We start from the raw sequence: 13,135 nt of genomic DNA on the forward strand, positions 1-13,135 counted from the left end.
ATCCGACTCCGTTTGAGCCAACAGAATGCTTCAATCTAACCAGGAAAGGCTCTAGGGCCTGATCTATTCCTCGATCTCGCGCGCTTCCGACACCAGCATGATCGGAATGCCGTCGCGGATCGGGTAGGCGAGCTTTGCCTTTTCGGAGACGAGCTCGTTGTGCTCGCGATCATAGGTGAGCCGCCCCTTGGTCAGTGGGCAGACCATCAGTTCCAGAAGCTTGGGATCGACGCGGCTCAGTTTTTCGTCCATGCGACCGCTTCTACTGCAAAATCGTGTCCGAGTCACCGAAGACCCGGGCAAGGACGATTTCGGTGATGGCGATCAGCGTTTCCGCCCGCGTCTTCAGATCCGGCGCCTCGAGAAGCGCCTGCTTTTCCGCCGGGCCGAAGGGCGACATCATTGCGAGCGAATTGACCAGCGTCATGTTGCTGGCGCGCTCCACGCTCTCCCAGTCAGCCTCCAGCTTGTTGGCCTCAAGATAGGCCTTGAAGGCGGCGAGAAGCGCCGCGCGGTCGACCGCGTCCTCTTCGTTGCGTGCCGAGAGATCGGAGATGAACGGCGCGATGCGGAAGGTGCGGTAGGGCTGGTGTGTATCCTTCTCGTCGAGCAGACGGAAGCGGCAGACGCCGGTTAGCGAGACGATGTAGCGACCGTCGCCGGTCTCGGCAAACGAGGTTATGCGCCCGACGCAGCCGACGGCGCTGAGATTGCCTTCGCTGCTCTTGTCGTCGCTCTCTCCAAGCGCCGGCTGCACCATGCCGATCAGCCGGTTGCCTGAAATCGCCGCGTCGAACATGGCGAGATAGCGGGGTTCGAAGATGTTGAGCGGGAGCTGGCCGGTCGGAAGCAGCAGCGCACCGGTCAAGGGGAAGACGGCGATCGTGTCAGGCACATCGCCGCTCTTCAGATATCGTGCATTCCCCACTTGCATCGGCACTCGTCCCGCATAATCGGCGGACCTAAACCACACGCCCGCATCCAGAGGAATGTGGGGTACGCCATCGAAAACGCAAGGGTCGATGGCGGCAAACAGGAAGGCGAAATGTCGCTGATGCTTAAGAGAACAGCAGCGCCGAAAGCTTGCGCCGTCCCGAAACGCTGGCCGGATCCTTGAAGCCCCAGACCTCGAAGAACTGCAACAGCTGACGGCGCGCGCCGTCGTCGTCGAAGGTCCGGTCCTTGCGCATGATGTAGAGCAGGTGATCGGCCGCCTCCTCGCGCGCGCCCTCCACATTGCGGATCTTGGCGAGCTTCATGCGCGCTTCGTGATCGTCGGGGTTAGCGGCAAGCGCCTGCTCGAGAGCCACGGGATCGCCGAGCTTGCGGGCTTCCTCGATCTGCTCGAGCTTCTTCACCACCGCCTGGATCGCCGGATCAGCCGCCATCTCGTCGGGAAGTTCCTTCAGCGCCTCGCGCGCCCGCTCATGCTGGTTGGCGGCGATCATGCACTGCGCCATGCCGGCGAGCGCCTTGGCATTATCAAGATCGGCCTGCATGACGGCGCCATAGAGCTGTGCTGCGCCATTGATATCACCGCTGGCGAGCAGACCATCGGCCTCGACAAGCACGGCCTCGATCTCGGCCGCCTGGTCGGCACCCGCGGGACCGGCGACGCGATCGATGAACTCACGAATCTGGCTTTCGGGCACCGCGCCCATGAAGCCATCGGCCGGACGACCGCCAACGAAGGCGATGACGGCGGGGATCGACTGGATGCCGAGCTGGCCGGCGATCGACGGATGGTCGTCGATGTTCATCTTGACGAGCTTGACGCGCCCTTGAGCCTCGTTGACCACCTTTTCGATGACGGGGGTCAGCTGCTTGCACGGGCCGCACCAGGGCGCCCAGAAATCGACGAGAACAGGCTGGTTGCGCGACTCCTCGATGACGTCCTTGCTGAAGGTCGCCGTCGTCGTATCCTTGATATAGCCGCCGCCGGCCGCGATGGGTGCCGGCGCCGCTGCCTGGGCCGGTGCTGCAGGCGCGCCGCCATAGCTCGCCGTTGCCGACATCTGGCCGAAGGAATTGCTGTAGGGATTGTCGTTGCCGCTCATGAGTATCTCCCGCCGCGCCGGTCAGCCGGCTTTTCTAGCGTTAAAATCGTATGTCAGGACGTCACTTTCAAGACAAGCGGCGTGTGACCGGTCGCTTCCATGAAGCGGACGAGGTCGGCGCTTGCAATCGACGTGGTCGCGTCGTTGGACAGCGGATGGCAATTGATAATCTCGTCCTTCATGAGATCGGCATCAAGAACGAATGTGACCTTGTGGTCCGAATCATTGATCGCGCCGAAGGCCGTAACCGAGCCCGGAATAACGCCCAGATACTCCATCAGCTTCTCCGGCTTGCCAAACGACACCTTGCTGGCGGCACCGATCAGCGTGTGCACCGTCTTCAGGTCGACCGAGGCATTCTCCTCGACGGTGAGCAGGAAGAACTGGTCCTTCTTGTCCTTCACGAACAGGTTCTTGGTGTGACCGCCCGGAATCTCGTCGCGCAGCGCCACCGATTCGGCCACCGTGAAGACCGGCGCATGCGTCTTCGTGCTGTGCTTGATGCCGAGCCCGTCGAGAAAGGCGTAGAGTTCGGTTGCGGTCTTCGGCGTCTTCTCGGTCATGGCTCGTTCCAGCACTCTATTGGGATAAGGCGCCCCCTGATTACGTCTCCCTCCCCTTTTTTGCAACGTGCCTATTCGCCGCTTTTCCCTGCATTTGCGGCATTTTAGGTGGGGTCGGGAAAGCTTTTCAAATTTTTCTTCGCCTTTCCGTCATTTCCCTGTTGCATTTGAAAATCGTTTGGGCGATATAGCGCCCGTCGCCGCAAGGTGGCGCCCACGGTCCTCTCTAACTACCACAGGCCGTCGGGATTATGAGCGGGTGTAGCTCAGTGGTAGAGCACAACCTTGCCAAGGTTGGGGTCGAGGGTTCGAACCCCTTCGCCCGCTCCAAATCTTCCCAACCAATTGATATATTGTAATTATAGGATCGCCGATTGGCCGCATCGATCGACGCGACCTTAGGATCGAAGCGCGAAACCGCACGCGCGACCGTCATCCTCGGGCTCGTCCCGAGGATCTGAGCACGGTCCCTCTTGCTCAACATGAATGGACATCTGGCGCTCTGTTTTCGACAGTTGGGTGACGCTCGACGGCGAACACCGCCCCGTCGCAAACATCAGCACCGTTGAATTCGCGGAAACGTGCTTAGACCCTCGGCACAAGGCCGAGGGTGACGGTCGAGAGGGCGGATGCCTCCCGTCTCAAGGCCGGAAACAAATCTCCTCTACGTCCCGCGATGTGTTACGAGCGCAAAGCCCCAACCCCACCCCTCAAAAAACATTGATTTGCGCCTCGCACCTGCCCATGTTGAAGCAAGGGGCAGGATAACCGATTGGGCGGGAGAAGATGCTGCAACGGACCGAGGAAACAGATGCCGCGCTGGTCGACAGGCTGCAGCAGGCGGCGTTCAATTACTTCCTGAAACATTCCAACCCCGAAAACGGGCTTGTCGCCGATACATCGGTCGCAAACGTGCCCTGCAGCATCGCGGCCGTCGGCTTCGCGCTGTCGTCCTACACCGTCGCCGTCGAGCGCGGCTGGATGACGCGGACGGACGCAATAGCCCGCACCACGACGACGCTCTGCTTCTTCGCCAACGGCCATCAGGGCCGGGAGCGGCATGCGATCGGCTACAGGGGCTTCTTCTACCACTTCCTGCACATGGACACCGGCCACCGCGCCTGGAACAGCGAACTCTCAACCATCGACACAACGCTGCTCGTCGCCGGCGTGCTGACGGCAGCCGCCTATTTCGATGGCGACGACGAGGCCGAGGTCGAGATCCGTCGGCTGGCGACGCTGATCTACGAACGCATCGACTGGCACTGGGCGCTCAACAAGGGCGAGACCATCTGCATGGGCTGGAAGCCCTCAAGCGGCTTCCTGCGCTGGCGCTGGCAGGGCTATGACGAGGCGGTGCTGCTCTACACGCTGGCGCTCGCCTCGCCCACGCACCCGATCCCGCAATCGAGCTACGACGCCTTTACCTCGAGCTATTCCTGGATGCTTTTCGGCGAGAAGTGCTATCTCTATGCCGGACCCTTCTTCATCCACCTCTTCTCGCATGCCTGGATCGATTTTCGCGGCATCCGCGACAGACCGATGGCGGCGCGCGACAGCGATTATTTCCGCAACACGCAGATCTGTATCGAGGTGCAGCGCGACTACGCCGAGCGCAACCCCGGCCATTTCATCGGCTATTCCAGGGATGTCTGGGGCCTGTCGGCCTCCGACGGTCCGCCGCCGTCGCGCAGCCGCCATGGCGACCGGCGCCCGAGTGTGCTCGGCTACGCCGCCCGAGGCGCGCCACTCGGCCCCGATGATGGAACGCTTGCGCCATGGTGCGCGCTTGCAGCCCTGCCCTATGACCGCGAGGCGGCGATCTCGGGCACGCGGGCACTGCTCCAGGCTTATCCCGACCTCTGCTACGAAGGTCGCTTCCCTGGTGGCTTCAACCCATCCGTCAAGACGGCGGGACCGGAGGGGTGGGTGGACGACCGCTGCGTCGGCATCGACCAGGGGCTGCTCGTGATGTCGATCGAAAACGATCGCTCCGATTTCATCTGGAGCCTAATGCGCAAGTCCGACGTCATCCGCACCGGCCTCGAACGCGCAGGCTTCACCGGTGGCTGGCTGGAAGACGAGGCGGAAGACGAAGAGCTCAAGATCGCCTGACGGCGTTTAGCGGATGGGCGAGCGCGGAGAGCGCCCGCCAGCGCAGAGGTTACCCCTCAGCGCACGAAAACATGCGCCTTGCCGGCGATCTCCAGCCGCACCCGGTCGCCGCGCAAAGGCAGCGCCACACTCGAGGTCTTGATCAGGATCGGCGGCAGCGCCACGCCGTCGAGCGAAACAGCAACCGTGCAGGTCGCGCCGCCGAAATCCACCTCGACCACGCGTCCCCCATAAGGCTTTTCGCTGCTGTCGGTGACGACGCGAATCTGTTCGGGCCGGAGCATGATCTCGACCTTGCCCTGATGCTGGCTATCGACCGCGACATGGCCGAGCGCGCAATCGGCATGGCCGTTGCGGATGATCGCCGGCAGCATCACGGCGTCGCCCAGGAACAGCGCCGTCTCCCGGTCACGCGGCGCGAGATAGAGCGATTGCGGCGATCCGGCCTGCACAAGCGTGCCGTCGCGCAGAACGGCCACCTGATCGGCATAGGACAGCGCCTCGGCCTGGTCGTGGGTGACGAGAATGCTGGTGATGCCGGCCGCCTGCAGCACGCGGGCTACCGCCTTGCGCATGTTTTCGCGAAGACCCGTGTCGAGCGCCGAGAAGGGTTCGTCGAGCAGCATCAGCCGCGGCTCGCGACCAAGCGCGCGCGCCAGCGCCACGCGCTGCTGCTGGCCACCGGAGAGCTGGTGCGGGCGGCGCGTGAGCATGCCGCGATCGAGTTCGACCATATTGAGCAGGTCGAGCACCCGCTTGTCGCGGTCGGTCGCGCTCCGGGCAATGCCGAAGCCGATATTGCCGGCGACGTCGAGATGCGGAAACAGCGCGCCTTCCTGCGAGACGATGCCGATGCCGCGCTTGTGCGCGGGCACCGCGGCCGGCCCATCGGCCAGCAACTCGCCATCAAGCGTGACGCGACCCTGATCGGGCTGTTCGAAGCCGGCGATGATGCGCAAGAGCGTCGTCTTGCCGGAGCCGGACGGGCCGACCACGGCGGTGCGGCTGCCCGCCGTCACCTCCAGCGAGATGTTGTCGAGCGCCTGCACCTGACCATAACGCTTGCTGGCACCTTCGATCGTAAGCAGCGTCATTGTCCGGCAGTCCGTTTCGATTGAGCATGGAGAAGAAGGGTCAGCGGCAGCGACAGCACGACCATCATAAAGGCGTAAGGCGCGGCGGCGACATAATCGATCTCGCTGGTCAGCGACCAGAATTTCGTGGCCAGCGTCTCGACGCCGTTGGGCGAGAGCATCAGCGTCGCGGTCAGCTCGTTGGTGATCCCAAGCGCCACCAGCGCGATGCTGGCTGCGGCACCCGGCGCTGCAAGCCGCATGGTGATCTGCCGCACCGCCTGGCCCGGCGTGCGCCCAAGCGCCATCGCGGCCCGCTCCAGCTCCACCGGCGCCTGCGCGATGCTGGCACGAAGGCCGACCATGGCGCGCGGCAGGAAGAGCAGGATATAGGCGAGCAGCAGCGTCGCGAAGGTCTGGTAGAGCGGCAGCACAAGGCGCACGGTGATCGTCACCAGCGCCAGCGCCACGACCACGCCCGGCAGCGAGCCGACATAATAGTGGCAGGCTTCGAGCACGCGCTGCACGCGCCCCGGCGCGCGCACCGACAGCCACGCCATGGGGGCGGCCGCGATCGTCGCCAGGATGCCGCCGGCAAACGCCAGCACGATCGACTGCACGAAGGCATTGCCCACCTCGACGCGCCAGATACCGGCGCCGCCGAGATAAAGCCAGCGCACCAGCGTGACGAAGGGAACGCCGAGCGTCAGCGCCGCGACGATGACGGGCAGCAGCACCGCCGGCACCGCGAACCAGCCGAGACGGCGGCGATCGGCCGGGCGCGCCGAGCCGGAGCCGACACGGGCATAGCGCTCATTGCCGCGCACCAGCACCTCGATCGCAAGCAAGAGCAGGCAGCAGGCGACCAGCACCCCGCCGAGCATATTGGCGGCCGGGCTGTTATAGGCCGACTGGAACTGGTCGACGATCGCGGTCGCAAACGTGTCGAAGCGGATCATCACGAACAGCCCGTATTCCGACAGCAAGTGCAGCGCGATCAACAGCGAACCGCCGCAGATGGCAAGCCGAAGCTGCGGCAGGATGGTGCGAAAGAACACCGCCCAGGGCCCGAGCCCCAGCGAGGCGGCCGCATCCTCGATCGCCGGATCGAGCCGCCGCAGGGCCGCGGCGACGGGCAGGTAGAGGAACGGGTAGTATGCCAGCACCGAAACGAAGACGCCGCTCTGCAGCCCGCGCATCCCGGGCACCAGGCTGACCCAGGCGTAGGAGTGCACGAAGGCAGGCACGGCAAGCGGCGCCACGGCAAGCCACGCCCAGAGGCGTGCGAAGGGGACATCGGTGCGCTCGGTGATCCAGGCAAGCGTTACCGCCAGCACGATCGACAGCGGCACGGTGATGACTTCGAGGGCGACGGTGTTGACGAGCAGCTCGCCAACGCGCGGGCGAAACACCAGCTGCTTCACCGTTTCCCAGCCGACATCGACGGTGATCCAGCCGATGAAACCGAGGGGAACGAGGCTGAACAGCGCGACGATTGCGGCAAAAAGCACGACGGGCGCATAAGGCATGCCCCGGCGCGGTCGCGCCAGTCCTGCCGCCGGCCGCGCCGCCGACATATCGGAAGCAAGCAATCTGTTGTCCTGCAGCAAGGCCGCGCCTTTGACACGCTGAAAAAGGAAGGCAACCGCCTTTGAACAAGCGGTTGCCGTGTATCGTCATGGCCTAAAGTTTTCTTGAGGCAAAAGCAACAGTTTTGCCCCGGCCGCCGCGCTGCAGCCGTTAGATCAGGCCGGCTGCGGTGATCATCTCGACCACCTTCTTGCTGTTCAGCTGCGAGGCATCGACCGCAGGCGCCTGCAGGTCGGCCATCGGCACCAGCTTGTCGTTGGAGGCCGCACCCTTGCCGACGGCGTATTCATAGGAGGTGCCGTTCTTCAGGATCGCCTGCCCGGCCTTGCCGGTGATGAACTTCAGGAAGGCCTGCGCTTCCTTCTGGTGCTGGCTCGACTTCAGGATGCCGCCGCCCGAGAGGCTGACGAAGGCGCCCGGATCCTGGTTCTTGAAATAGTGCAGCGCGACGTTCTTACTGTTTTCAGCCGTCGCCGCCTGATCGCCGAACCAGTAGTAATGATAGATGATCGCGCCTTCAACCTCGCCTGCGTTCACGGCCTTCATGGCAACCGTGTTGCTCTTGTAGGAGGTCGCGTTTTCCTTCAGCGCCTTCAGCCAGGCGGCCGTCGCCTCCTCGCCCTTCAGCTGCAACAGCGCGCTGACGATCGCCTGGAAATCGGCGCCGACAGGGGCGGCACCCCAGCGGCCTTTCCACGAGGGATCAGCGAGATCCATCATCGATTTCGGCAGCTTGTCCTCGGTGAGCTTGGTCTTGTCATAGGCGAACACCGTGGAGCGCGCCGCGATGCCGGCCCACATGCCGTCCTTCGGGCGAAACTCTTCCGGCAACTGGTCGAGCGTTGCCTTGTCGATCGGGGCGAAGAGCCCGGCGGCATCGACCAAAGTCATCGCCGGCGAATTCTCGGTGAGGAACACGTCGGCGGGCGACGCCTCGTCTTCCTGGATGATCTGGTTGGCGAACTGCATGTCGCTGCCCTGGCGCATCGTCACCTTGATGCCGGTTTCCTTGGTGAAGGCGTCCACCCACTCCTGGCCGAGGCTCTGGTGCTGGGCGTTGTAGACGACGATCCCTTCGGACTCCTCCTCCTGCGCCTTGGCGCCCGAAACGAGCGATGTCGCGGCAAGAAGCATGGCGCCGAGCGCGGCCGCCTGCGAGAGGCGATTAAGGGAGACGGTCATGATGCCCTCCATGGCATGTCATCTGCGATATCCATGATGATTGCAGCGGTATATTTTCGTTGGCACTCGATTTCAAGTTTAGGCGACCTGAAGGCCATCACAAAGGCTTGAAATAATTGGAAAATACTTAGAATGATTCTAGCCGGCAGCAAAAAGGGCGGCAACGCCATCGCGCTCCCGCCCCTAATCATCACAGCCGTCAGACGCTCATTCGACGTCGAACTTCACGCCCTGCGCCAGAGGCAGCGTCTTGCCGTAGTTGATCGTGTTGGTGGTGCGGCGCATGTAGGCGCGCCATGCATCGGAACCGGACTCGCGGCCGCCGCCGGTTTCCTTCTCGCCGCCGAACGCGCCGCCGATCTCGGCGCCCGAGGGGCCGAGGTTGACGTTGGCAATGCCGCAATCGGACCCGCGCGCCGAGACGAAGGTTTCGGCTTCGCGCATGTCATTGGTGAAGATCGACGACGACAGGCCCTGCGGTACGGCATTGTGGTCTTCGAGAACCGCGTCGAAATCGCTGTACTTCATGACGTAGAGGATCGGCGCGAAGGTTTCGTTCTCGACCGGGCCGGTCTGCGCGGGCATCTCGACCAGCGCCGGGCGCACATAGAAGGCCTCGGTTGCGCCGTTTTCGACGCGCTCGCCGCCGGTGACCTTGCCGCCCGCGGCCTTCGCCTGCTCCAGCGCCGACTGCATGTTGCTGTAGGCCTGTTTGTCGATCAGCGGACCGACCAGCGTGCCATTTTCCAGCGGATTGCCGATGCTGACGGAGCCGTAGGCCTTCTGCAGGCGCGGAACCAGCGCGTCGTAGACGCTCTCATGCACGAACAGGCGGCGCAGCGTGGTGCAGCGCTGGCCGGCGGTGCCCATGGCCGAGAAGGCGACGCCGCGCAGCGTCAGGTCGAGATCGGCCGTCGGGCAGATGATCGCGGCGTTGTTGCCGCCGAGTTCCAGGATGGCGCGGGCAAAGCGCTGCGACAAGCGCGGACCGACGGCGCGGCCCATGGCAGTCGAGCCCGTGGCAGAAACCAGGGGCACCTTCGGATGATCGACCAGCGCCTCGCCGACATCGCGGCCGCCGATCAGAAGCGTCGAGAGATTGGCCGGCGCCGTGCCGCCTTCGGCGACGAAGCGCTTCAGCGCCTTTTCGAACAGCGCCTGCGTGGCAAGTGCGGTCAGCGGCGTCTTTTCCGACGGCTTCCAGACGGTGGAGTTGCCGCAGACCAGCGCCAGCGCCGCATTCCACGACCAGACGGCGACGGGGAAATTGAAGGCCGAGATGATGCCGACGACGCCGAGCGGGTGCCAGCTTTCCATCATCCGGTGCTCGGAACGCTCGGTGGCGATCGTCAGGCCGTAGAGCTGGCGCGACAGGCCGACGGCGAAATCGCAGATGTCGATCATTTCCTGCACTTCGCCGAGACCTTCGGACGTGATCTTGCCGACTTCGATCGACACCAGCCGGCCGAGCTCGGCCTTGGCCGCGCGCAGCTCCTCGCCGAGCAGGCGCACGAGCTCGCCGCGCTTCGGGGCCGGAACGGCGCGCCATTCGAGAAATGCCTTGTGGGCGTTATCGATCGCGGTCTTGGCGTCGGCGACAGAAACTTCCTTCAGCGCGCCGATTTCCTTGCCTGTCACGGGCGACGTCACCCGCAGCGTGCCGCCGGTGAAGCGGTCGGCGCTGACGCCGAGCTTGGCAAGCAGGGTCTTGGTTTCGGTGGCGAGATCGAGCGTTTCGATGGTCATTGTCGTGGTTCCAACCTTATTGTTCTTAGAAGCGGGCATCGGCGAAGTGGGCGACCTGGGCGCCGGCTTCGTACCATAATTCCTTGGCGGCGCGGAAGCGCGGCTCGGCGGGATCAGTCAGCGGCAGCGGCAGCTCGGCCTCGCTCATCTCGCCCAGGATATGGCGGGCGAGTGTGCGGCCGAACACCGTTCCCGGCGCGATCCCCCGGCCATTATAGCCGGAAAAGCCGACGACATTGTCGGCGAACTTGTGAAAGCGCGGCAGCGAATTGTCGGTCATACCGATCTTGCCGTACCACTCGCATTCGAACTCGACATCGCCGAGCTGCGGGAAGAGCTTCTTCAGCGCGCGCCGCGCCCAGCCCTTGTGGACGGAAAGCCCGGTATTGCGCAGTGCGCCCACGCTACCGAACACCAGCCGGCCGGCCTGGTCCATGCGGTAGGAGGAGAGAATTTCCTTGGTGTCCCACACGCCCTCGCGGCCAGCCAGGATCGACTTGCGCAGATTGTCGCCGAGCGGCCGGGTCGCCAGGTTGAAATAGGGCAGATGGACCTGCTCGTTGCGCACCGGCTCCCAGGGGCCGGTGCTGTAGGCGTCCGTCGCGACGATGATCCAGTCGGCGGTGACGGAACCCTTCGCGGTTCTGACTGTCCAGCGATTGCCGTTTTTCTCGGTGGCGATGACGGGGCTCGACGTATGCAGCGCAACGCCGGCCTTGACGGCGGCATGCGCGAGGCCGCGCGCATAGGCGAGCGGCTGCAGCGTACCGGCGCGCATGTCGAGCAGCGATCCGGTATAGGCGCTGCTGCCCACGCGTCGTGCAGTCTCCGCGGCATCGAGCAATTTGACATCGGCGCCGCGCGCCGCCCACTGGCTGGCGCGATCGGTGATTTCCTTGAGCCCATCGGCGCCGACGGCCACATGCAGCGTGCCGTTGCGCTCGAGCTCGCAGGCAATCTTGTGCTTGTCGATCAGCTCCATCACCAGCTTCGGCGCATTGCCGAGCAGGTCGAGCAGGCGCTCGCCATAGACGGGGCCGAGAACGCCGGGCAGATCGTCGGGCATCACCCACATGCCGGCATTGATCAGCCCGACATTGCGCCCCGCGCCGCCGAAGCCGACTTCGTTGGCCTCGAGCAGCACCACCGACTTGCCGGCCTCCGCCAGATGCAGGCTGGACGACAGCCCGGTATAGCCACCGCCGACCACGACGATATCGGCGGTCACAGCACCCGCAAGCGGCACCGTTGCCGGCGGCTGCGGCGCGGTCTTTTCCCAGAGGCCGTGGGAGCGCGGATCATTCAGCATCGGAGAGCTCCGTTCGCGGGTCTATCAGGCAACGTTGCTGAGGCGCAGGCCGGAAAGCCCGAGCAGATCGATCGCCGCCTCCAGCGAGCGTGCCTGACGTTCCGCGTAAAGGTCAAGCTCATCCGTGACGGTCGCGCCGAGCGCCTCTTCAAAGGCCGAGCGGTTGGAGCGGGTCGCGTAGTTCTGCTGCTGATCCGTGCCGAGGTTCGACTGGAAGATACCGGCCGCACTGACTGGCAGGAAGTCCTCGTAGACGATGGGATCGAAGGTGAGATAACCCATATCGATCAGCGCCTCCGCATCGTCAGGCAGCGCGCCGTCGACGGCTGCGGCAACGCCCTTGGGCGTCGCGGAATAGTGGAAGAAGGCCAGCTGCTCGGCCCGAAGCGCCGCCCAGCTGTCCGGCAGTTCGCGGAACCGCTCGGCAAGCTCGCTATCGTAATCGCCGGCCTTGGCGCCGCCCGCACCGACCTGCACCTCGCCGCGAACCGAGGCCAGCAGCCGGTCGTAAAGCGCGCGGCCCTTGGCCGTCAGCGCCACGCCGCGCTGCTCGATCTCGCCGAAGCGCGCCGTATGCGTGCCCTTGGTGGCGCCCGTCTCGCCGGCAAAGGCGATCGCCTCTTCCAGCGCCTTGAAGCTGGTCTGTCTGAGCAGGATATCGCAATCACGGCGCGGCGGCCCCTCGATGACGGCCTTCGGCGTGATGCCGCGCTCCGGCATGCGGGCCTGCACCGCGTCGATATCGAGCGTGCGCGGGGTCAGGTGGTTGATATGCGGCCCCTTGAACGAGACGACATCGGCGATCAGCCGGTGCGCGTCGTGCAGGCGCTTGTAATTCTCGGCGGTAACGGTGGCCTCGCCGTGCCAGCGGAAAGTTTCCAGCGCCTCGGCGACGAACTCCTGCGCTTCAGCCTCGGTCAACCCGCCTGCCTCTTCGTAACGCTCGATCAGCTGGATGGCGCGCTCGGTATAGATGCGGCGCTTCGAAAGAATATCGGCGGCCTCGGCGCGCAAAGCCTCGTCCTCGATGAGTTCGAGCCTGAGCAAAGAGGTGAAGACCCGGAACGGATTGACGCTGAGCGCCGCCTGGTCGACCGGGCGGAAGCAGGTGGAATGCACAGGCACGCCCGCCACCGAGAGATCGTAGTAACCGACCGACTGCATGCCCATGACCGCGAAGAGGCGGCGGATGGTGAAAAGCTCTTCGGGAGTGCCGAGACGAATGGCGCCATGGCGCTCGACATCGATGCGCTCCAGCTCGCCGGCCCGTGTCAGGCGCTCGCGGAGCGCATTGTCCTTGGCCAGCACCTCGGCATTGACGTCGGAAACCAGTTCCAGCAGCGTTCCGTATTGCGGCACCTCGGCGCGATACATCTGCGACATCGCTTCGGTAAACAGCGAACGGATGCGGTCTGTGGAAACGAAGCCTGCCATGATAGAGATCCCCACGTTCATTCCGATTATGATTAGTGCAGCTATTTACAAGCGCCCGAAAGCCAT

At 64.3% G+C, this 13,135-nt stretch carries 11 protein-coding genes and 1 tRNA gene; 2 read left to right on the forward strand and 10 right to left on the reverse strand.

The genetic code is table 11. The features are described 5' to 3' along the window. Nucleotides 1-63: 63 nt before the first annotated feature. The 4 genes from ACODTZ_RS18875 to ACODTZ_RS18890 all read right to left on the reverse strand — a co-directional run bounded on the left by ACODTZ_RS18875 (nt 64) and on the right by ACODTZ_RS18890 (nt 2,620). A complete protein-coding gene (locus ACODTZ_RS18875; RefSeq protein WP_018901898.1) occupies nt 64-252 on the reverse strand; it encodes a Trm112 family protein in 189 nt (62 codons plus the stop codon). A gap of 10 nt (nt 253-262) precedes the next feature. Next, on the reverse strand, nt 263-934 hold the full coding sequence (locus ACODTZ_RS18880) for an LON peptidase substrate-binding domain-containing protein (protein ID WP_489027204.1): 672 nt from the start codon (nt 932-934) through the stop codon (nt 263-265). Nucleotides 935-1,058: 124 nt separating this feature from the next. Then, nucleotides 1,059-2,057, reverse strand: coding sequence for a thioredoxin (gene trxA / locus ACODTZ_RS18885; RefSeq protein ID WP_489027206.1), 999 nt, complete (start codon nt 2,055-2,057; stop codon nt 1,059-1,061). A 53-nt stretch (nt 2,058-2,110) separates the two neighbouring features. Continuing rightward, nucleotides 2,111-2,620: a prolyl-tRNA synthetase associated domain-containing protein gene (locus tag ACODTZ_RS18890; protein WP_111562633.1), complete on the reverse strand. Its 510-nt coding sequence runs from the start codon at nt 2,618-2,620 to the stop codon at nt 2,111-2,113. 255 nt (nt 2,621-2,875) lie between these two features. Here ACODTZ_RS18890 and ACODTZ_RS18895 point away from each other — a divergent pair. After that, nucleotides 2,876-2,950, forward strand: a tRNA-Gly gene (locus ACODTZ_RS18895). Nucleotides 2,951-3,406: 456 nt separating this feature from the next. Continuing rightward, nucleotides 3,407-4,735 (forward strand): glucoamylase family protein, encoded by a 1,329-nt coding sequence (locus ACODTZ_RS18900; protein ID WP_489027208.1) that lies wholly within the window; start codon nt 3,407-3,409, stop codon nt 4,733-4,735. 56 nt (nt 4,736-4,791) lie between these two features. Here the strand turns inward: ACODTZ_RS18900 and ACODTZ_RS18905 are convergent, their stop codons facing one another. The 6 genes from ACODTZ_RS18905 to hglS form a co-directional block, all read right to left on the reverse strand. Continuing rightward, nucleotides 4,792-5,829 (reverse strand): ABC transporter ATP-binding protein, encoded by a 1,038-nt coding sequence (locus ACODTZ_RS18905; protein ID WP_489027210.1) that lies wholly within the window; start codon nt 5,827-5,829, stop codon nt 4,792-4,794. Then, nucleotides 5,826-7,385 carry an ABC transporter permease gene (locus tag ACODTZ_RS18910; RefSeq protein WP_489027440.1) on the reverse strand — a complete coding sequence of 520 codons (1,560 nt, stop codon included), beginning with the start codon at nt 7,383-7,385 and terminating at the stop codon, nt 5,826-5,828. Before ACODTZ_RS18910 ends, ACODTZ_RS18905 begins: the two co-directional genes overlap by 4 nt. Nucleotides 7,386-7,548: 163 nt before the next feature. Then, entirely contained in the window at nt 7,549-8,580 is a 1,032-nt protein-coding gene (locus ACODTZ_RS18915; protein WP_489027212.1) for an iron ABC transporter substrate-binding protein, read from the reverse strand. A gap of 207 nt (nt 8,581-8,787) precedes the next feature. Then, on the reverse strand, nt 8,788-10,326 hold the full coding sequence (amaB, locus tag ACODTZ_RS18920) for an L-piperidine-6-carboxylate dehydrogenase (RefSeq protein WP_489027214.1): 1,539 nt from the start codon (nt 10,324-10,326) through the stop codon (nt 8,788-8,790). Nucleotides 10,327-10,351: 25 nt separating this feature from the next. Then, nucleotides 10,352-11,635, reverse strand: a complete 1,284-nt coding sequence (locus ACODTZ_RS18925; RefSeq protein ID WP_489027216.1) for an NAD(P)/FAD-dependent oxidoreductase — start codon at nt 11,633-11,635, stop codon at nt 10,352-10,354. A gap of 24 nt (nt 11,636-11,659) precedes the next feature. Then, nucleotides 11,660-13,069, reverse strand: coding sequence for a 2-oxoadipate dioxygenase/decarboxylase HglS (gene hglS / locus ACODTZ_RS18930; RefSeq protein WP_489027218.1), 1,410 nt, complete (start codon nt 13,067-13,069; stop codon nt 11,660-11,662). Nucleotides 13,070-13,135: the final 66 nt, after the last annotated feature.

It is taken from the genome of Rhizobium sp. FG113 (assembly GCF_057809895.1).